The sequence below is a fragment of the Chryseobacterium sp. Bi04 genome (assembly GCF_918698085.1).
Taxonomy (GTDB): Bacteria; Bacteroidota; Bacteroidia; order Flavobacteriales; family Weeksellaceae; genus Chryseobacterium.
Window position 1 is genome coordinate 342,764 of record NZ_CAKKLP010000003.1, and the last position, 20,486, is coordinate 363,249.

The window sequence follows — 20,486 nt, forward strand, 5'->3', positions numbered from 1 at the left end:
AATTTTTATTCTTATAAGTGTAAAAATAATGAATTTTAGGAAGATTATCTGCCTTTTTATTTTCTTTTTTGGAGTCAGTGTTTTTGGTCAGACGGATTCTATTGTGGCAAAACCTCTTAACCAATACCCTGCTGAATCTCTGAAAGTGGATGAATTCGGTAATAAGTATTATTACGACGAGCAACAAAAGGTTAAAATCTACGAGATTAATGGAGAGCCTGTAGTAGTGATGGACGAACTTGTTCTGGTAAACAAACCCCGATTCAACAATCAGCTCGATAAAAATTACTATTATTTTCTAAATAAAAAGCTATACAGGGTATATCCGTTATTTGTGACTGCTTTGCAGCAGTATCGGGATATGCAGGCAGATATGGATAATATGGATAGCAAGGCTAAAAGAAAATTTATAAGAGAAAGGCAGAATATGCTTGCTGACCAATATGAAAAACAATTAAGAGATCTTACGACAACCGAAGGCCAGGTTTTTGCAAAATTAATGAACAGAGCTACCGGTAAAAATGTTTATGAAATTATAAAAGAGCTTAGAGGAGGATGGAGTGCCTTTTGGTGGAATGTAAAAGGAAAGATGGCTGATATTGATTTAAAAGAACAGTATGATCCTCACAAAAACAGGAGTGATGAATTCATAGAGTCATTACTGCAGTCCAACTGGAACTCCGGCTATTTAAAGCCTTATCCGGGAGCCAATCAGTTTAAGGTCAAAAAATAACAATATAAAAGTAAATTCCTGTAAAAGCTTACAGGAATTTTTCTTTTAATTTATCGAATACAATTTTATCTATTGGAAGTGGAAATGGATTGTCGGGCCTGTCGATAGCTATCCATTCTGTTTTTTCGATGCATGGATCCATGATCAGGAAGTCTTCTTCATTGGTGATATTAACGATATAATATAAGGTAAGAAGCTGTTCGTTTTCTCTGAAGCGGGAAACCAGGAAATTTTCCTGTGTGTAGAAATGTTCTGCAATATCTATTTTTACATTAAGCTCTTCATCAAATTCACGGTGCAGACATTCCAGTACCCCTTCACCGTATTCCAATCCTCCTCCCGGAAATTTCACTAAAGATTCTCCTGCATATTCTTCAAATAAGGTCAAAACTTTCTTGTCTTTTACTGCACAGCCATACACTCTAATGTTGATCTTGTCTATCATATATAATAGGTATAATATTTTGTAAAGCTAATGTAAGAAATTTTCATGAAGGAATGGTGAAATCAGGAAAAGCAAAGGCGTATTATGTCTTTTAAACTATTAAAGCTTTATGGCATTAATCATCTCCCTTTTTCCAGGAGGGCCTTGTTTTTTTTCTACTTTAAAGTTCAGTTCTTGAAGAATTCTTCTTACACTTCCTTTAGAAGAGTAGGTTGTTAATAATCCATTAATGGCCATTTTGTCAGAAACCATTTCAAATAACGGTTTTTCCCAAAGATCAGGCTGTACTCTTGCTCCGAAACAGTCGAAGTAGACCAGGTTAATTTTTGGCAATTCTATGTCCTTGAGGTCAAAAAAGTCACATTCTATCTTTTTTAAGTTGAAACCACTAATGATTTCAACTGACTTTTCCCAATCTGCCAGATGAATTTTCTGGTAAATATTTTTGAACTCAGGATTATCAAAAAGCTCAAAATATGCCAAATCGTTAACTTCAGATTCATTTACGGGGTATTTTTCAAGCGAAAAATAATTAATGACATGATTTTTGTCAGTTTTTAAATATTCATTAATTGTAACTAAAACATTCAAACCTGTTCCAAAACCGAGTTCTAAAATATTAATTTCGCAATCATTAACTAAATTTAGTCCATTTTTGATAAACACATGTTCTGCTTCTTGCAACGCGCCATGATGAGAATGATAGTTTTCATTTAAGTCGTTGATAAACAATGTTTTGCTTCCATCGTTAGTGGTCTTTATTTCTCTTTTCAAGCTATTTTTTTGTCAAATTTACTCTAAAATTTTTATATTTAGAAAATTATATTAAATTTGTAGAACATCGTAAAAAATTTTAAAAATGATAATTCAAAAAACTGAAAACTCTAGAATTTCTACATTTGACCCAAATAATTTTTCATTTGGTGGTACTTTCATTGATCATATGATTATATGTGAGTATGAAGATGGAAAATGGGGTGATGTGAAATTAGTTCCTTACGGTCCGATACCATTTACGCCTGCTATGATGGGAGTAAACTATGGGCAAGCTTGTTTTGAAGGCATGAAAGCTTATAAAGACAAAGATGGGCAGGTTTTCCTTTTCAGGCCAGAAAAGAATTTTGAACGTATCAACAAGTCAGCGAAGCGTCTTGCTATGCCTGAAGTGACTGAGGAAATGTTTTTAGACGGTTTAAAAGCATTGGTAGATATCGATAGAGAATGGATTCCACAAGGAGAAGGAATGTCATTATATATCAGACCGTTGATTTTTGCTACTGAAGAAGCTTTGAAAGCAAGAGTTTCTAACAAATATATGTTCGCTATTGTTGCAACACCAGCGAAGAGCTATTATTCAGAGCCTGTTTCTGTAAAGATCTCTGATCATTATTCAAGAGCAGCAAACGGTGGTGTGGGTTCTGCGAAGGCAGCAGGAAACTATGCCGCTTCTTTTTACCCAACTCAGCTGGCTATTGAAGAAGGCTATGAGCAAATCATCTGGACGGATGACGCTACTCACGAATATTTTGAAGAGAGTGGTACTATGAATGTGTTTGTAAGAATTAACGATACTATTTATACGCCTCCGACTTCAGAGAAAATTCTTGACGGAGTTACAAGAGACAGCTTCCTTCAATTGGCTAAGAAAAGAGGTATTGAGGTGAAAGTTGAACCAATTCCGGTAAAAACTGTAGTTGAAGCACAGAAAAACGGTACTTTAAAAGAAGTATGGGGAGTAGGAACTGCTGTAGTAACTACAGTATTCCAGGCTTTAGGATATCAGGGAGAAAAACTTGAGCTTCCAAGATTATCTGATGAGGAAAGCTTTGCGGCTATTCTTAAGAAGGATTTGGTAGATCTGCAGAACAATCTTTCTGAAGATCCATTCGGATGGAGAGTTGTGGTGGACCACGCTTTAGAAACAGTTTAATCTAAACTGAATATAAAATATATAGGAGCCGGAATATTTCCGGCTTTTTTTATTGACTTCAGCCCCAGGATGCTTGTAACCAGTAAGAAAAATTCAGTCACTTTTAATATAAAAGAGCCTTGAATAAAGTTTTTCTCAGTATTCTTAAAAACCAGTAGTTTGAAACAATTTTTTGTTACAGTAAAATATTGTATTTTATGTTCCTTAAATTGTTCCCGGAAATCTGATATAAGTTTTGTAATTGATTCGCGAAATGTGTATTTTCGCAAAAGTTTATGAGAAAATTAGTCTTCATATCATTAATCAGTCTGTTGAGCTGCAATAGGAATGCACAGCCCGCGCACCCTCCGGTAGGTGGTGTTTTAAGCCAAAAAGATCTGGATGTTTCTAAAGAAAGGATGAAAAATCTGAATACTGTAGAAAGAGGACACATCCAGCAGTGGGCCAATAGCCAGCCGGTAAAATATTATCCTACACAGCTTAATTATTGGGTAACAGCGGAAGGGTATGATCAGAGAGAAAGGAGAGCAGATAATACCATGATCTCTTATTCCTATGATCTGTATGATTTTGATGAGACCAAGATTTATGATCAGTCTTTTGAAAGAAGAGATGCTAAATTTGGGCATTTTGATGAGCTGAAAGCTGTGGAAAATGCTTTACGGTTTATACATGATGGAGAAGAGGTAACGCTTCTGGTACCATCTTCACTGGCTTATGGAACATTTGGAGACGAAAAAAAAATAGATAACGACATCCCATTAATCATAAAATTAAAAGCTTTATAATACATGAAATTGTTTAACAAAAATATAATTCTGGCAGCGGCAAGTATTTCGCTGATGAGTTGTACTCCAATTTATAAAAAAATGAACGTAGACAAAGAAACTTACGAAGGTCTTAATGACGGACTTTATGCAAACATTCAAACTACAAAAGGGAATCTGATTGTAAAGTTTGAAGACAAGAAAGCACCAGTAACTGTGGCCAACTTTATCGGTCTTGCAGAAGGGAAAATCGATAACAAGGCTAAGGCTAAAGGAGTTCCTTATTATGATGGAACAATTTTCCACAGAGTGATCAAAGATTTCATGATTCAGGGAGGTGATGCTCAGGGAACAGGAATGGGAGATCCTGGATATAAATTCGAGGATGAGAGAAACGACCTTAAACATACCGGGAAAGGTATTCTTTCTATGGCAAACTCAGGACCTAATACCAATGGTTCTCAGTTTTTCATTACTGAAGTGGCTACACCATGGTTAGACGGAAAACATACTATTTTCGGTAAAGTAGTAAAAGGAAATGACGTAATTGATGCTATCGCTAACGTTGAAAAAGGAGCTCAGGATAAGCCTAAAACAGATATCGTTTTAGAAAAAGTTTCTGTTTTCGGTAAAGGTGATGAGTACAAAAACTACGATGCAGCTAAGACTTTCAGCGAAGGGAAGGCTAAAATTGCAGAAAATAATAAAGCTTTTATCGCTAAGGAGGAAGCTGAAAGAAAGAAAAAGGAAGAAGAGTTTAAAGCTAACCAGGAGAAAATGATTGAAAACCTGAAAGCAGGTATGCAAAAAACTGAATCTGGTCTTTATTACAAAATCACAAAAACAACAGACGGTAAAGCTCCGAAATCTGGTGATAACGTATCTGTACACTATGCTGGGAAGTTAGTAGACGGAACAGAATTTGATTCTTCATTCAAAAGAAATGAGCCTATTGATATTCCAATTGGAATGGGAAGAGTAATCAAAGGATGGGATGAAGGTATCCTGTTATTAAAAGAAGGTGAAACTGCTACTTTATTGATCCCGCCGGCAATGGCTTACGGAGAAAGAGGAGCAGGAGGAGTTATTCCGCCAAACGCTTGGTTAGTCTTCGATGTAGAGCTTGTAAAAGTGAAATAATTGAAATATTTTTAAGATATGAAAGCCGTTCCGCAAGGGGCGGCTTTTTGTAATTATTGCTAAATCGAATAAGGGTTAGTATTTTAAACAGAAACCACCCCGCTCTTCCAGTTGATTTTTTGTAAAAGTACCGTAGAAATCCGGATTTCTATACAAGCAATTTATTCCTATCTTTATCCATCACCAATGAAACAAAATAAAAAGATATGATTAATCTAGATTATGCTTTAATCCGAAAAGAAATTGAAGCAGAAGTGTGTAAAGAACATGGTTTGCATCCTGAATTTGTGAAAACAGATGATGGCTTTGGAATAAAGGCCTGTTGTGAGCCTTTCAGGATAGAGCTGGTTGCAAAATCTGAAAAAATGATTGAGGAAGAAACAATAAAGATCCTTACCGAGATGATGAAAGGTATTGAATAACTAATCAGTGATTGTAAAACAAAAACCGTCCCAAAGGACGGTTTTTCAGTAAAAAAAAGAATTAAAAATTATATGTTTCTGCTGGATCTTTTTTTCATACCTGTCCCCGCCAGGGAACTGATGAATACAAGACCAAAGCCGATGTAAGCGGCGAATGCAGTCAGATATATTATTAAGCTGTTAAAGCTTGGTTTTAAGGTGTATACCAATACAGAAAAGATGGCAAAACTTAATACCAAAAGCAAGCTCCAGATATGCATTTTTGCAGCATCTTCATTTCTCTTAAAAATCATTTCAAAAAAATCTCTCATCATTATTACCATTTTAAGGGTTATACATTAATTTATATGGATAAGCAGCTGTCTTACATGGTAAAAAGAATACATTCTCTTACTGGGCTAAGGTTCATGAAGACGTGCCATTTATTTATACGACTGAGCCCGGAGCGTATAGCTTAGGGTTGATCAGTAAATTTTTGAATCATTAATGATTCATGGGTTATGATACCAGTCTGATACGGATTATAGTGTTGTGAAAAATGAACCAAGGTTAATCAATCACATTTTCCATATCATTTAGGGTATCGCAGAAAAAAAAGGGTCACATTTTGAATCGGTGGAAAACTGAATATCCACAGAAGACCTTTTTCATCCAGTGTTTTTATTTTTTTTTCGTTTTAAGACATGCTAATTTCATGCCAAAGTGAATATTTAGTTGCCAACATTTTATTTTTTAGGGCTGTATATGTTTGTTTTACAGTGATTTTCACTGCTTAATTCCTTAAACAAGGAGAAATTGTTTTGAATTAAGAATTTTTAGTATAAAAAATGAAGCTGCCCCTGATTGCAAATTCAGTGGAAGTGATGAGAATAATTGTAGAATTATGATGTATTTTTATGCAAGAATTTTATGGTAGTGAGAAAATTAAATATACTCTCAAAGTTCTAAGGGGTTTAGCAAGTTTTAGATTTTTGATAGAAATTGAAAGAAAATGCATCAAAATAATTTAAAAAATAATATTCAACATTCTTTTGATAATCTGCTACGATTGGTAGAAATACATTGTTGGAATAAAATTTCTCCCAATATTATTTTTATTCTGTCAGATTTTAATGAATTTAAGGGAAGTAATTCTTCTGAACTGAGAATTCATAGAAATAAACTTAATAATTTAAAAATACCACTCACATTAGATGCTGCAATACAGGTTTTAAATAATGAATATGATGACCTGTATGGCGTCAATTTGTATATTTTCAAGGCATTAAAAAAAGAGACAATCATAGAAATACAATATTATAGAAAGTCAAATTTTGAAGCTGACTATTGTACTAAAATTAAGAATAACCAACCAATGTTTCATGCTAAATTTTCACTGCCATTCCTTGCGAAAAAAGGTGTACAATATGATATTAACTGGGAATCATCAGGAAGATTAAGATATTTCTGGAACACTTTTCTACATAAATTAAAGATTAAAATGAAATTCCTGAAAGAAATTTACCAATCCGTTCATTAATTTCATTGGGAAACTCTCCATTAATTGCATGTGAAGCTGCTGGCCAAATTTCAGCTTCAATAGGGTTCGAAAGACTTTTTGCATAGATTAAGGCTTTAGCTGAATCGTGTACAATACTTTTACCTGCAAAAATGACTAGTATGGACGCCTGAATAGAATTTAACTGTTCAGAAGTAAACTGTTTAGGCGGTGGCGTTTTGATAATAAAGTCTTTTAATCCGATCGAAATGAGGAGAGAGGTAGAATTTTGCGGGTCAACCTCGGCTCCTCCGGAAATCCAGCTCATTGATTTCTTACGCCAGGATTCAGGAACAAAGGGAAGAATAGTAATCAATGAAAACAGAATAATTTTCAGAGAAAATGGAGCAAAAACCAACGCGGGGTCCAACAAGATGATTGATGCAATATATTTTTGATAATGGACTGCATAATTTACTACGGACCACCCTCCAAAAGAAACACCCAGCAGATGTACTTTCGTTAATTTTAATTCCATTAATACGTCTTCTACCCAAATAGCCTGTTGTTTATTATCTTTAATAGGTTTTGTCTGAGTACTTAAACCTGGTTCACCCAGAAGATCCATAGAATAAACATCATAAGTCTTGAGTAGCCCTGCGATATTAGGTTCCCACATGGGCGTTGAGGCTGCTCTCCCCGGAAAAAGAAGAATAGGTATTCCTCCGCGGTTTCCAAACCGATAAACCCTTACTGTTCCATAAGAAGTATTGATATCGAAGATATTCTGTGGTACAGGAAGTTTCTTCATGGCTTCATTATAAAATATAAGAAATTTCTGATGTATTTTTTCTGATTTGAATCTGCTTATTTCCATATAATATTCTATTATTCCAATGTAAGATGGTGTAATATAGTTATTTAATATGGTCAAAATAACAATTTACAGATAGAATATGAATTATGTTTTGGCTGGAACCATTGGGTGAATTTTTATAAGATAAACAGGCTAAAGTCTATTTCTATTGATGATAGACAAAAAAGTTCATAAAAGCCCTAATCTCTCAGGCTTCTATGAACTTTTATGTTTAGCTATAATTTTTTTACTACCAGTTTCTATCGATCATGTAGATCATCTGTGTCATGGCTGTAGCTCCCAGCAGGAGTTCTCTGCGGTTCACCTTTTCAAAGGTATCTTCTTCTGTATGATGGATATCGAAATATCTTTGTGAATCAGGCATCAGCTCAGCAGCAGGGATTCCCATGTCGTGAAGAGGGTATAAATCTGTTCCGGAAAATCTTTCATTAAAGTTATAGACTCCGTATGGAAGGAAGAGTTTTGACCAGTTTTTGATTTGATTTCTTCTGGCATCATCCATGTCCAGGGCAATTCCTCTTGGGGCAAAACCACCGGCATCAGATTCAATAGCAAAAAGATGTTTTTCATTGTTTTCCTTTACTGCTTTACCATACTGAACACCTCCTTTTACGCCGTTTTCTTCATTGGCGAAACATACTACTCTGATGGTATGGTTGTTTTGTATTCCCAGTTTTTTGAAGGTCCTCAACACTTCTATACTCTGAACAATTCCGGCTCCGTCATCATGTGCTCCTTCACCTACATCCCAAGAATCCAGGTGTCCGCCAACGACAATAACGCTTTGGTCTTTTTTACCTGTAATTTCACCAATAACAGAGTGGGAGAGTTTCTCACCTTTCATCCCACAGTTGGAATTAAGTTTAGCGGTGATATTCTGGCTTTTCAGGAGAGTTTCCAGCTCATCTGCCGTTGTATTTCCAACAGCTACAGCGGGTACTTTGGAAACATTATCTTCATAGCGCATTGCTCCGGTATGAGGAACATCATCGAAGGCTGAAGAAAGAGAGCGTATAATAGCAAATTTTCCGCCTTTTTTAGCGGTTAATGCAGCAGCAGTGACCCTATACTTGGCAGCATCACTATATCCTTTGAATGTTTCTATAAATGACTGACTGAAAGGATAGTTGAAGAAAACAATCTTATCCTTTACTTTTTCTGCCGGCAATTTGTTATATTCTTCAATGGATTTTACCATGATGATTTCTCCTGAAACATCTTTTCCTCCTGTTCCTTCGGAATTTCCTAAAGAAAGCATTTTAAGATTTTTCCAGTTGCCATTTGAAGTTTTAATCTGTAATGATTCTTTACCTCTCTCCCAGACAGGGATCATTACTTCCTGAAGCCATACTTTATCCGCTCCGGCATCTTTAAGTTTTTGTGCTGCCCATTTTACAGACTTTTCATAAGCTTCGGAACCGCTTAAACGATGGCCAATATTTTTGGTGAGTTCCCTCAATTCGTTATAGCCTTTTCCATGGTTTAAGATTTCAGTAGAGATCTTGTTAAACTGTATAGAGTCTTCTTTGGTTTGGCCAAAAACAGCTACTCCCAAAACTAATAATGTTGTACCTAATATCTTTTTCATAGTTACCAATTTTTATCAATCATATAAATAAGTTGTGTCATCACCGTGGAACCGAGAAGAAGTTCTCTGCGGTTTACTTTTTCAAAAGTATCTTCTGAAGTGTGATGGATATCGAAATAACGTTGTGGATCAGGAACTAATTCTGCAGTGGGAACGCCCATTTCATGAAGCGGAGCAATATCTGAACCTGAATATTTTCCTTCAAAGTTATAAACTCCATAAGGCAAAAATAGGTTTACCCAGCTTTTGACCTGGTTTCTTTTGATATCATCCATTTCTAATGAAATACCTCGTGGAGAATAGCCTCCTGCATCAGATTCAATAGCGAAAAGGTGTTTTTCATTGTGATCTTTAGCGTTTTTTCCGTATTGTTTGCCGCCTTTTGTCCCATTTTCTTCATTGGCGAAGCAAACGGCTCTGATGGTATGGTTATTTTGTAATCCTAACTTTTTGAAGGTTCTTAACACTTCTATACTCTGAACGATTCCTGCTCCGTCATCATGGGCTCCTTCGCCTACGTCCCATGAATCCAGGTGTCCGCCAACAACAATAACATTTTTATCTTTTTTTCCTGTAATTTCACCAATAACGGAGTGGGAGAGTTTCTCACCTTTCATTCCACAGTTCGAGTTAAGTTTTGCTGTTACCTTTTGACTTTTTAATAAAACTTCCAGTTCGTCTGCGCTGGTATTTCCAATCGTCAGTGCAGGAACTTTAGATATACTATCATCATAACGCATATTTCCGGTGTGTGGAATATCATCAAAAGCTGAAGAAAGAGAACGTATAACAGCAAATTTTCCGCCTTTTTTAGCGGTTAAGGAGGCTGCTGTCCTTCTGTAAGCTCCTGCTTCCCGATAAGCAATAAAGGTTTGTACATGCCCCTGATTGAAGGGATAATTAAAGAAAACAATTTTATCTTTCACTTTTTCAGCCGGTAGTTTGTCATATTCTTCCAATGACTTTACCATGATAATTTCTCCTGAGACATCTTTTCCTCCTGTACCCTCAGAGTTACCCAGAGAAAGCATTTTAAGGCTTTTCCAGTTGCCATTTGAAGTTTTGATGTGTAATGATTCTTTACCTCTTTCCCAGACAGGAATCATTACTTCCTGAAGCCAAACTTTATCAGCTCCGGCCTCTTTAAGTTTTTGTGCCGCCCATTTTACAGATTCTTCATAAGCTTCAGAACCGCTTAAACGGTTACCGATATTTTTGGTGAGCTCCCTCAATTCATTATAGCCTTTTCCATTATTCAGAATTTCTGTGGAAATCCTGTTAAACTGTATAGAATCCTCTTTGGTCTGGGCAGATAAAAAAGCCACGCCGAGAATGAATAATGATAGATTTATAATTTTTTTCACGTTACCAGTTTTTATCAATCATGAAAATAAGTTGAGTCATAGCAACAGCTCCCAGGAGAAGCTCTCTTTTATTTACCTTGTCGAAAGTATCTTCTACGGAATGATGGTAGTCAAAATAACGTTGTGTGTCTACTACCAGTTCTGCCAGCGGGATATCCAGTTTTTTTAAGGGGGCAATATCCTGTATTGCATACGTTTGATCAAAATCATAAATTCCGTAGGGAAGGAAGTAGTTTTTCCATTCAAAAATCTGTCTTCTTCTCTGAGGAGGCATATCTAAAGAAAATCCTCTTGGCGAATAGCCTCCGGAATCTGTTCCTAAAGCGAAAATATGTTTCTCATCTTTCTTTTTTACATACGAGGCATACATATCCCGTCCCTGGCCGCCATTTTCACTATTGGCGTACAATACAACTCTTATCGTATGATTATTGGTAAAGCCAAGTGCTTTAAGCGTTCTTAGAACCTCAATACACTGTACAACTCCGGAACCGTCATCGTGGGCTCCTTCTGCAAAGTCCCATGAATCAAGCTGTGCTCCTAGAACAATCACTTTTGCGTCTTTATTTCCTGGAATTTCGCCGATAATATTCTGGTTAACAGCTTCTCCTTTAGTTTCGGCAGACAGGTTCAGTTTAGCAGTTACTTTTTGCTTTTTCAATAATTTTTCAAGTTCATCAGCCGATTTTACTCCGATGGTTATTGCAGGAATCCTCACCCTGTCATCTGGTTCATAATAAATCATTTTAGCATGAGGGGTATCGTCCGAAGCTGTAGTGAGTGACCGTATAATTAAACCTTTAGCGCCTCTTTTGCCAATGACAGAGGCTGAGAGCAGCTTAGATTTGGCCGTGATAAGATAAGCGTCAACGGTATTGACTACTTTCTGGTCTAAAGGAGAATTGACGAAAACTATTTTATCTTTTAATTGTACAGAGGTTAAAGCGTTCAGTTCCGCCATGTCATTTACCAGTAAAAGCTCCGCTGTAAGATCTTTTCCGCCTGTTCCTTCAGAGTTTCCAAAGGAGAGCATTCTGATGTTTTTCCATTCTCCGTTTCCTGATTTTATCTGTAGATATTCTTTACCCCTGATCCAAACAGGAACTTTTACATCCTGTTTCCATATATTTTGTATACCGGCATCTTTCAGTTTTTTCTCAGCCCATTCCGATGCTTTTGCATAACCCGGAGTGGCGCTGAAGCGAGGTCCGATGCCTTTTGTAAGCTCTCCAAGATTAGAGTAAGCTTCACCATTGGTTAAGATTTCGTCTGATATCTTTTTAAATTCATCATGATAATTGAATTTGGCTACGGTGCCTTTTTTTGCCGGATGTTTTTGCGGCTTTTTCTGAGAAAATAAAAATCCACTCAAAAAGAGTGGAAGTATGATGAATATTTTTTTCATTTTTTTATTGACCTTTCTTTTCCGATGTTAAAAGTAGGAAAAAAATGGGAATTTATTAAGATTTCATGTCGTACATTAATAAAGCAGTAACCAATTTGGGTTCAATGAATGTACATTTTGGAGGCATACTTAATCTTAAGTCTGAAATTTTAATCATATCGTTAAAACTTACAGGGTAGATTCCGAAGCCTACTACACCTTCACCACTGTCTATCTTTTCTTTTAAGATATTGATACCGTTAATATTAGAAGTTCCTTTTACATATGATATTTTATCTGAGCTGTCAGGATCTTCAATTTTCAGGATATCTTTGAAAATATATTTATCTAAAAGATGGTGGTCAAGGTTATCCAGAGACATTTCTTTGGAACGAAGGTCGTGTTTTACGTGAAGGGAATAAAACTTTCCACCAAGATACATTGAAATATGGAATTTCTGAGACGGGAAATACGAGGCTTCTCCTTTTTCATGAATAAGAAAATAAGTCTCAAGTTCTTTTAAAAACTGCTCATTGGAGAGACCGTTCATATCATGTAAAATTCTGTTGTAATCATGAATTTTAATAGACTGGTTGGAAACGATAAAGCTGTATACAAAATTGTAAAGCTCAGTTCCGTTATGTCTTTTATTTTTCTCTTTGTGACGCTTTGCATTGATGGCTGTAGAGCCAATTCTATGGTGTCCGTCGGCAATATAAAATGAATCAATCTGATCTATTACTTCTTTGAACTGCTGAAGTTTCAGACGGTTATCTATTCTCCAGATTTTATGTCTTATACCCAGGTTATCAGTATGATTAAAAATAGGAACATTTTTTTCCTCATGGTTCATCAACAGCTCAATTTTAGAGTTGGCAGGGTAGGTGAGCAGTACTGGCTCGGCCTGCAGGCTTACTTTTTCAAGATAGTGTGCCAGTTTTTCTTTTTTCTGAGGAATGGTACTTTCATGTCTTTTGATTTTTCCATTCCAGAAATCTTCAATGCTGGCCAGTCCCAAAAGTCCTCTGAAAACCTGTTTATTGGGGTATATCTGCTCATAAAGATAATAGGCTGAACTGTCCTGGACTAATTTTTTTTCGTCCAGAAGCTCTTCAAATGTAGAACGGATCTTCCTCAGGTTCCGGTCAATATCTTTGGATTTACTTACAACATAAGGTTTGATCATATTGATGTAAGTATTTTCAACTTGAGCCTTCTCTGCAATCTCTTCCTGGGTGAAATTATCCAGTGGATGTGTAGGGAAAGTACTCTCCAAGTCTTTATGAGGTCTTATTCCACGGAAAGGTTTAAAAACAGGCATATTTATCTTATAGTTTCTTTTTGTAACTTAATAATTTGTTCCGCAAGTTCGACTCCGATTTTCTCTTGCGCATCCACTGTATTACCTCCTACATGAGGAGACAGGGATAATGATGGGTTCATCAACAATGGCAGTTCCGGGCTGGGTTCATTTTCAAAAACATCCAATGCCGCTCCCGCCACTTTACCTGACTCAATGAAGTCTATTAATGTCACTTCATTGATAACACCGCCCCTTGCTGTATTTACAATATAAACACCGTCTTTCATTTTTTCAAATTGAGGGGTATCTATAATATACTTATTTGTTTTTGGAGTATTGATACTGATAAAGTCTGCATCTTTAAGAAATGCATCCATATCATTGGTAGACGTGATTTCAAAATGAACAACCTGCCCATCAAAGAAATTCAGGGTAAGAACTTCCGTTCTCGGGTTTTTTGTAAGAACCTGAACTTTCATTCCTAATGCAATCCCCATTTTTACCACTTCCTGGCCAATACTTCCAAAGCCAATAACTCCTAATGTCTTTCCTGAAAGTTCATAGGCATTACTGAATGATTTTTTCATGGCATTAAAGTGAGTGTCTCCTTCCAGAGGCATCAGCCTGTTGGATTCATGAAGAAATCTCGCTAATGAAAAAAAGTGTCCGAAAACCAGTTCTGCTACAGACTTTGAAGATGCTGTAGGAGTATTGATAATTTTAATTCCTTTACTTTTAGCATAGTCAACATCAATGTTATCCATCCCAATTCCGCCTCTTCCTATAATCTGAAGACCGGGGCATGCATCAATCAGTTCTTGTCTTACTTTTGTTGCACTTCTTACCAAAAGGACATCCACGTTATTATCATTGATAAATTTAATAACGTGATCTTGAGCCACTCTATTGTCCAGGATCTCAATTCCGGCTTCTTTTAAAGCCTGTTCTCCTGATTTTGAAATTCCATCGTTTGCTAAAACTTTCATGCGTTATTTTATTATAGATGTTAAATTTGAGAAATAAGAAGTGAGATTTTTAGGGTCTAACCTCTGAAATCAGTCATCTATTATTTTTTTATTTTCGGTCGCCTAATATAAGCTATTTTATCGACTTCATTACATCCACTAAAACCTGCACGCTTTCAATTGTCAAAGCATTGTACAAGCTTGCTCTGTATCCGCCTAAGCTTCTGTGTCCGTTAAGTCCACTGATACCGGCAGCTTTCCATGCGTTATCAAATTCTTCTTTTTTGCTTTCGTCTGTAATGTTAAAAGAAACATTCATTAATGAGCGGTCTTCTTCTACACAGAATGTTTTGAACAGTGGATTGCTGTCAATTTCATTATATAAAAGCTTAGCTTTGGCCTCGTTTCTTTGCTCTGCAGCAGCAATTCCGCCATTATTTTCAAGGTGTTGAAGAGTCAATAAAGACGCATATACAGGGAATACAGGAGGTGTATTGTACATAGATTCTTTGCTGATATGCTGGGAATAATCCAGTATAGACAACATATTCTCTCTTCCTGTTTTACCAAGAATTTCTTTTTTTATAACCACTAAAGTAACTCCGGCAGGTCCCATATTCTTCTGAGCTCCCGCATAGATTAAGTCAAATTTTGAGAAATCAAGCTGTCTTGAGAAAATATCAGAACTCATATCACATACCATCAGCGTGTCTACCTCAGGAAAAGATTTCATTTGAGTTCCATAAATTGTATTGTTGGAAGTACAGTGAAAATAATCGTAATCTGAACCTACCGTATAATTTTTAGGAATGAAAGAGTAGTTTTCTTCTTTTGAAGAGCCTACAACATCTACACTTCCTAATTTCTTTGCTTCTTTGATCGCTCCGGCAGCCCAGGTACCCGTATCCAGGTATGCGGCTTTGCCACCTACTTTCATAAGGTTATAAGGAACCATTGCAAACTGCAAGCTGGCACCACCACCCAAATAAAGTACTTCATAATCATCACCAAGATTCATCAACCTTTTTACAATCGCACGTGCTTCGTCCATTACGGCTACGAAATCCTTGCTTCTGTGTGAAATTTCAAGAAGTGATAACCCGATACCATTAAAATCTAAAATAGCCTGAGCTGATTTTTCAAATACTTCCTGAGGTAAAATGCATGGTCCTGCGCTGAAGTTGTGCTTTTTGTTCATATTTTTTTACTTTTTGGTTGTAACAGGGAGCTGGCTCCCTGCGATTTATTTTTTTCTTTTTTACTAGATTTTGAATTTATGGTTAAAAAAACCGCCTCACAGATGATGAGACGGAATTTTTTATTCGCCGTGTAAAAATGCTTTTTTAGTAAGAAGGGTTTCCTCAGATTCTACATGATCTTCATCGGGAACACAACAGTCTACCGGACATACAGCCGCACACTGTGGTTCTTCATGGAAGCCTTTACATTCCGTACATTTATCTGTTACAATGAAATATACATCATCACTTACAGGTTCCTGTGCCGCGTCAGCATCTACAGTAAGTCCTGATGGCAGTGTAATTGTCCCATTCAGGGCAGTACCATCAGAAGCTTTCCAGTCTACAGCTCCTTCATATATTGCATTGTTCGGGCATTCAGGTTCACAAGCCCCACAGTTAATGCATTCATCAGTTATTTTAATAGCCATCGCTAATTTTTTTTAAATTTGCACAAAATTACAAAATATTCCCCAATTTTACAGTAATTATGAATAGCGAAAATCAAGTTTTAGGACTTATTAAATTAAGTGATTATATAAAAGCGTTTTTATCGAAAAAAACAGAAGACTACAATCAGGATGATGTAGATATTGAATTATTGTTACAGAAAACAAAAATAGAGAACCAATGGTTTACCCTTGAGAATCAGAAATTTGCTTTACAGCAGTGGGCAGATTTGCTTACCGCAGAAAGTATCAGAGGTTGGCTAAAAAACTATTCTATCTCTAAAATTTCAAAGAGAGTAGGCTTAATTTTGGCCGGAAATATTCCTTTAGTGGGATTTCATGATGTAATTTCTGTAGTTCTAAGCAATCATATTCCTGTAATTAAGCTGTCTTCAAAAGATAAGTATATGATTCCGTTCCTGTTAAAAAAATGGAAAGAATTTTCCGGAGATCAGGTTCAGTTTGAATTTGTAGAAAGATTAGAGAATTTTGATGCGGTCATTGCTACCGGAAGTAATAATACCGCAAGATATCTGGAGTATTATTTTAAAAATCATATGAGCATTATCCGTAAAAACAGAACATCGGTTGCTGTTTTAAAAGGTGATGAAACTGAAGAGGAATTACAGCTTTTAGCCAATGATATTTTCCAGTATTTTGGTCTGGGATGCAGGAATGTAACCCGGCTTTTTATCCCGCAGGACTATGTAATCGACAGATTATTTGAGAGTTTCGTAGGGTTTCAGGATATTATCAATCATCATAAATATGCCAATAATTATGATTACAACAGGGCTGTATACTTGCTGAACCAGGATAAGTTCTGGGACAATAATTTTGTGATGCTGAAAGAGGATGATAAACTATTCAGCCCGCTTTCTGTGATCAATTTCAGCAGATACAGTTCATTGGAGGATGTTAAAAATTTTATAGCTGAAAACGAAGAGAATATTCAATGTATAGTAGCTAAAGATGAATTAGGATTAGACTCTATTCATTTCGGAGAGGCCCAGAATCCGGGTCTTGATACGTATGCGGATAATGTAGACACGATGAAATTTTTGGAAATGGTCTGATTTTCGTATCTTCCATCACTTATTTCACCAAAATAACAAAACGGATCATATGAAAAAATTATTTTTAGGACTTGCCATCATTGGAGGACAGCTGATATTTGCACAAAAAGTTGTAGGACTGGAAGTTGAGAACAATCAAAAGAAAGAACAGCCGGCTACCATAAGTAAGGAGAAAGTAAATCTCTATAATGATAACTTCCTGAAGTTTATGACTGCTTTACAAGCCTCTGATCATAAGACTATTGACGGCTTGCTTTCTGATAAAGTAAAAGAAATTGTGACGGACGATGTTCTTAAAAAAGTAAAAGAAGGTATAGATTCTAACAAAAAACTTGAAGTCTCAAAAGTAGGGTATTATGTAACGATGGATGGTGCTAATCATCCTAACATCAAATACAAGTACACAGGAGATTCATCTTCAAAAGAAGTGGTGAGTGCCATATTTGAAGAGGATGGAAAAATTCTGGGAATTATGCCAGAAAAGAAAGATAAATAAAGTTATTTTCGATTAATTAAAAAAATATTAACTATGATGACAGATGTTTTAGTCGCTCATTCCTCAGATGTAGAGAAAGCGAGTTTTTACAAGAAAACCTATTTGCATGTTGCTTTATCAATTCTTGCGTTTATTGGAGTTGAAACGATCTTGTTGAAGACGGTGCCGGTAGAAATTATTGCCATGATGTTCGGACAAAGATATGCCTGGTTATTGATTATCGGTGTTTTTTGGCTGGCTTCAATTTTAGCTTCTAAATGGTCACTTTCACAAAGTAAGTCTACCCAATATCTCGGTTTAGGGTTTTATATCCTATTAGAAGCGGTAATCTTTATGCCTATGCTTTATATTGCTACGAATATGACAGGTGGAGTGAATGTGATCTTTCAGGCGGCTACTTTAACTATTGCCATGTTTGCCGGTATTTCTGCCGTGGCATTTACTTCTAAGAGAGATTTTTCTTTTTTAAGAAATATTATCGTTATCGGAGGATTCATTTCAATCGGATTGATTGTTGGCGGAATGCTATTCGGTTTTAACTTAGGATTATGGTTCTCAGTGGGAATGGTTATTTTGGCCTCAGCAACAATTTTATACCAAACCAGTAAATTAAAAGATTCATACGGAACCAATCAGTATGTAGGAGCTGCATTACAGCTTTTTGCTTCTATTATGCTTCTGTTTTGGTATATCTTAAGCATCCTAATGAGCAAAAGAAACTAATTCAATAATGGTAAGCTTTGTGCTTATCATTTATATATAATCCTGGTGATATTTTCATCAGGATTTTTTATTTCTGTCAAAATTAATATTTATCATAGATAACATTTGGTATTCAATAGGAGTGGGCTTTAGCCCGCTTGCTTTTTAGGTTGTATCCATTGGCTTTTAGCCAAAACCTATTTAAATTTTATCTCGCAGATTGTGCTGATTATGCAGATGTTTATATAACCGTTTACAATTCTCTTTGTCTTTAGATAGTAAAGTAATATTTTTTTAACGCAAAGAAAAAAATTAGAAGCTTGATAAATAAGGTTGCAAAGGATTGATTAATTGAAATTAATCTGATGAGCTTATGTATAATAGAATGGAAGTATTAGCCATTTTTAACCACAAATAACACTGATATTTTCACGGATGATACTATTAATGTAGTTTGTATTTGTGGTATTAGTGTAAAGATATAAGTGAGGTTAGTGTTTATTTACAGGTAATATGAATATCTAAAGCTTTGAACACAAAAATCCTGATGACATTTCATCGGGATTTTAATTGGATATTCTTTAACAGATACGGATATAACTTCTGGCTTCAGAGTGACCAGATGGCCTTTTGAAGTATTATTCCAGTAAAAATAAAGTAGTTATTAAAGAATAGGGAAAAAATATAGTAATGGGAATCCCCCAGGTATATGGTGTCTTTATAATTTTTAATTATTAAAGAACTATTTGTCGATAGATCCTAAAACCTTTTGTGCAAAAGAATTTAAAGCATCTTTTTCGCTCATTCCATTCTGTACATTAGAGTGAACTTCTAAAGCTCCACAGATGTTTGTAATAAGCTCTCCGGCAACATTTAGATCTTCTTCACTTGTTCCTCTGAATTCACAGAAACTTTCCAGAACTTCCAATGTTTTTTCAAGATTTTCAGGAGTCTGATTCTGATAAAACTGTCTGATTACGGGTAATTTCATTATGATAATTCGTTAAAAAGGTTAATTAAACTTTCTGCCTGGTTAGACTGTACCTGGTTTACCAACTCACCGTTTTTAAAGATGGCGAAAGTAGGTAAGTTATCCACTTTTGCTAATTTTCTGCTCTCAGGAAGTTTTTCAGCATCTACATATAGGAAAGGAATACTGTCGTTTTCGGAAGCTAATTTTTTGAATTTCGGCTTCATGATTCTGCAGTTTCCGCACCATGTTGCGCCATATTGAACAACTACTTTTTCGTTGTCATTCACTATATTCTGTAATGTATCTTCGGTTAATTCTGTGTACATAAGTTTATTTTTTAAAAATAAACAATGTAACAATCTAAAAATTTACCAATCTAACCATTCAAAAAGATGACTTTTAAATCGTTATAACTGTTAGACTGTTACATTGTTATATTAAATTAAGATATTAATTTTTTGCTAAGTATTCTGCTGTAGAAGTTCTGTCTGCTTTCATAGCATCTTTACCTTCTTCCCAGTTTGCAGGACATACTTCACCATGTTTTTGAACGTGAGTATAAGCGTCAATTAATCTTAAGAATTCTTTTACGTTTCTTCCCAGAGGCATGTCGTTTACCGCTTCGTGGAAAATTTTTCCAGTTTCGTCGATAAGGTAAGTTGCTCTGTATGTTACGTTAGAACCTGTGAAAACTTCTTCTCCTTCTTCGTTATATTCGAAATCCTGATCTACGATTCCTAACGTGTTTGCTAATTGTCTGTGGGTATCAGCTAAAAGTGGGTAAGTAACCCCTTCGATACCTCCGTTATCTTTTGGAGTGTTTAACCAAGCGAAATGTACTTCGTTAGTATCACAAGATGCTCCGATTACTTTAGTGTTTCTTTTTTCGAACTCACCTAAAGCTTCCTGGAAAGCGTGAAGTTCTGTAGGACAAACGAAAGTGAAATCTTTCGGGTACCAGAATAAAAGAACTTTCTGTTGGTTGTTTACTGCTTCATCAAGGATGTTGATTCTAAGATCGTCACCCATTTCTGACATTGCGTCGATTGTTAAATTTGGGAATTTTTTTCCTACTAAAGACATAATTTTCTGTTTTTATATTTAATTTCTATGCAAAGATATAAAAGATTCATCTATCGAACAAGTTATTATCGATA

General features: G+C 35.7%; 23 protein-coding genes. 9 read left to right on the top strand and 14 right to left on the bottom strand.

Going from position 1 to position 20,486, the window contains the following annotated elements:
* Window positions 1-28: 28 nt before the first annotated feature.
* Window positions 29-733 carry a DUF4294 domain-containing protein gene (locus LQV47_RS07835; protein WP_230035580.1) on the top strand — a complete coding sequence of 235 codons (705 nt, stop codon included), beginning with the start codon at window positions 29-31 and terminating at the stop codon, window positions 731-733.
* A 28-nt stretch (window positions 734-761) separates the two neighbouring features.
* On the opposite strand, the gene LQV47_RS07840 is transcribed toward LQV47_RS07835, so the two are convergent.
* Entirely contained in the window at window positions 762-1,178 is a 417-nt protein-coding gene (locus tag LQV47_RS07840) for an NUDIX domain-containing protein (protein ID WP_230035582.1), read from the bottom strand.
* 99 nt (window positions 1,179-1,277) lie between these two features.
* Complete coding sequence (gene mnmD, locus LQV47_RS07845; protein WP_230035584.1) at window positions 1,278-1,952, bottom strand: tRNA (5-methylaminomethyl-2-thiouridine)(34)-methyltransferase MnmD; 675 nt, start codon at window positions 1,950-1,952, stop codon at window positions 1,278-1,280.
* A gap of 85 nt (window positions 1,953-2,037) precedes the next feature.
* Between mnmD and LQV47_RS07850 the strand changes: the two genes are divergently transcribed.
* The 4 genes from LQV47_RS07850 (at window position 2,038) to LQV47_RS07865 (ending at window position 5,437) form a co-directional block, all read left to right on the top strand.
* On the top strand, window positions 2,038-3,108 hold the full coding sequence (locus LQV47_RS07850; RefSeq protein WP_230035586.1) for a branched-chain amino acid aminotransferase: 1,071 nt from the start codon (window positions 2,038-2,040) through the stop codon (window positions 3,106-3,108).
* A 275-nt stretch (window positions 3,109-3,383) separates the two neighbouring features.
* Window positions 3,384-3,896, top strand: coding sequence for an FKBP-type peptidyl-prolyl cis-trans isomerase (locus tag LQV47_RS07855; RefSeq protein WP_230035588.1), 513 nt, complete (start codon window positions 3,384-3,386; stop codon window positions 3,894-3,896).
* An 81-nt stretch (window positions 3,897-3,977) separates the two neighbouring features.
* Window positions 3,978-5,015: a peptidylprolyl isomerase gene (locus LQV47_RS07860; protein WP_230035656.1), complete on the top strand. Its 1,038-nt coding sequence runs from the start codon at window positions 3,978-3,980 to the stop codon at window positions 5,013-5,015.
* Window positions 5,016-5,221: 206 nt separating this feature from the next.
* Window positions 5,222-5,437 (top strand): hypothetical protein, encoded by a 216-nt coding sequence (locus LQV47_RS07865; RefSeq protein ID WP_230035589.1) that lies wholly within the window; start codon window positions 5,222-5,224, stop codon window positions 5,435-5,437.
* A gap of 68 nt (window positions 5,438-5,505) precedes the next feature.
* Here the strand turns inward: LQV47_RS07865 and LQV47_RS07870 are convergent, their stop codons facing one another.
* A complete protein-coding gene (locus LQV47_RS07870; RefSeq protein ID WP_230035591.1) occupies window positions 5,506-5,751 on the bottom strand; it encodes a hypothetical protein in 246 nt (81 codons plus the stop codon).
* A 677-nt stretch (window positions 5,752-6,428) separates the two neighbouring features.
* Here LQV47_RS07870 and LQV47_RS07875 point away from each other — a divergent pair.
* On the top strand, window positions 6,429-6,956 hold the full coding sequence (locus LQV47_RS07875) for a hypothetical protein (RefSeq protein WP_230035593.1): 528 nt from the start codon (window positions 6,429-6,431) through the stop codon (window positions 6,954-6,956).
* Here the strand turns inward: LQV47_RS07875 and LQV47_RS07880 are convergent.
* The 8 genes from LQV47_RS07880 to LQV47_RS07915 form a co-directional block, all read right to left on the bottom strand.
* Window positions 6,913-7,791, bottom strand: coding sequence for an alpha/beta hydrolase (locus LQV47_RS07880; protein WP_230035596.1), 879 nt, complete (start codon window positions 7,789-7,791; stop codon window positions 6,913-6,915). The genes LQV47_RS07875 and LQV47_RS07880 overlap by 44 nt on opposite strands.
* Window positions 7,792-8,020: 229 nt before the next feature.
* Entirely contained in the window at window positions 8,021-9,379 is a 1,359-nt protein-coding gene (locus tag LQV47_RS07885; RefSeq protein WP_230035598.1) for a M20/M25/M40 family metallo-hydrolase, read from the bottom strand.
* Window positions 9,380-9,381: 2 nt separating this feature from the next.
* On the bottom strand, window positions 9,382-10,743 hold the full coding sequence (locus LQV47_RS07890) for a M20/M25/M40 family metallo-hydrolase (protein ID WP_230035600.1): 1,362 nt from the start codon (window positions 10,741-10,743) through the stop codon (window positions 9,382-9,384).
* 1 nt (window position 10,744) lies between these two features.
* Window positions 10,745-12,148 carry a M28 family peptidase gene (locus tag LQV47_RS07895; RefSeq protein WP_230035602.1) on the bottom strand — a complete coding sequence of 468 codons (1,404 nt, stop codon included), beginning with the start codon at window positions 12,146-12,148 and terminating at the stop codon, window positions 10,745-10,747.
* A 55-nt stretch (window positions 12,149-12,203) separates the two neighbouring features.
* Entirely contained in the window at window positions 12,204-13,448 is a 1,245-nt protein-coding gene (locus LQV47_RS07900; protein WP_230035604.1) for a DUF1015 domain-containing protein, read from the bottom strand.
* A gap of 2 nt (window positions 13,449-13,450) precedes the next feature.
* Window positions 13,451-14,416, bottom strand: coding sequence for a D-2-hydroxyacid dehydrogenase (locus LQV47_RS07905; RefSeq protein ID WP_230035605.1), 966 nt, complete (start codon window positions 14,414-14,416; stop codon window positions 13,451-13,453).
* A 112-nt stretch (window positions 14,417-14,528) separates the two neighbouring features.
* Complete coding sequence (serC, locus tag LQV47_RS07910; RefSeq protein ID WP_230035606.1) at window positions 14,529-15,593, bottom strand: 3-phosphoserine/phosphohydroxythreonine transaminase; 1,065 nt, start codon at window positions 15,591-15,593, stop codon at window positions 14,529-14,531.
* A 120-nt stretch (window positions 15,594-15,713) separates the two neighbouring features.
* The gene (locus LQV47_RS07915) at window positions 15,714-16,064 is read right to left on the bottom strand and encodes a 4Fe-4S dicluster domain-containing protein (RefSeq protein WP_230035608.1); all 351 of its coding nucleotides are present in this window, start codon (window positions 16,062-16,064) and stop codon (window positions 15,714-15,716) included.
* A gap of 59 nt (window positions 16,065-16,123) precedes the next feature.
* Between LQV47_RS07915 and LQV47_RS07920 the strand changes: the two genes are divergently transcribed.
* The 3 genes from LQV47_RS07920 to LQV47_RS07930 are packed head-to-tail and all read left to right on the top strand — an operon-like array spanning window position 16,124 to window position 18,377.
* A complete protein-coding gene (locus LQV47_RS07920; protein WP_230035610.1) occupies window positions 16,124-17,158 on the top strand; it encodes an acyl-CoA reductase in 1,035 nt (344 codons plus the stop codon).
* Window positions 17,159-17,207: 49 nt separating this feature from the next.
* Window positions 17,208-17,654, top strand: a complete 447-nt coding sequence (locus LQV47_RS07925; protein ID WP_230035612.1) for a peptidylprolyl isomerase — start codon at window positions 17,208-17,210, stop codon at window positions 17,652-17,654.
* A gap of 33 nt (window positions 17,655-17,687) precedes the next feature.
* A complete protein-coding gene (locus LQV47_RS07930) occupies window positions 17,688-18,377 on the top strand; it encodes a Bax inhibitor-1 family protein (protein ID WP_230035614.1) in 690 nt (229 codons plus the stop codon).
* 721 nt (window positions 18,378-19,098) lie between these two features.
* On the opposite strand, the gene LQV47_RS07935 is transcribed toward LQV47_RS07930, so the two are convergent.
* The 3 genes from LQV47_RS07935 to LQV47_RS07945 form a co-directional block, all read right to left on the bottom strand.
* Window positions 19,099-19,347, bottom strand: coding sequence for a hypothetical protein (locus LQV47_RS07935; RefSeq protein WP_047495508.1), 249 nt, complete (start codon window positions 19,345-19,347; stop codon window positions 19,099-19,101).
* On the bottom strand, window positions 19,347-19,655 hold the full coding sequence (locus LQV47_RS07940; RefSeq protein WP_230035616.1) for a thioredoxin family protein: 309 nt from the start codon (window positions 19,653-19,655) through the stop codon (window positions 19,347-19,349). The genes LQV47_RS07935 and LQV47_RS07940 overlap by 1 nt, the downstream gene beginning before the upstream one ends.
* 124 nt (window positions 19,656-19,779) lie before the next feature.
* Window positions 19,780-20,412, bottom strand: coding sequence for a peroxiredoxin (locus LQV47_RS07945; protein WP_047098363.1), 633 nt, complete (start codon window positions 20,410-20,412; stop codon window positions 19,780-19,782).
* Window positions 20,413-20,486: the final 74 nt, after the last annotated feature.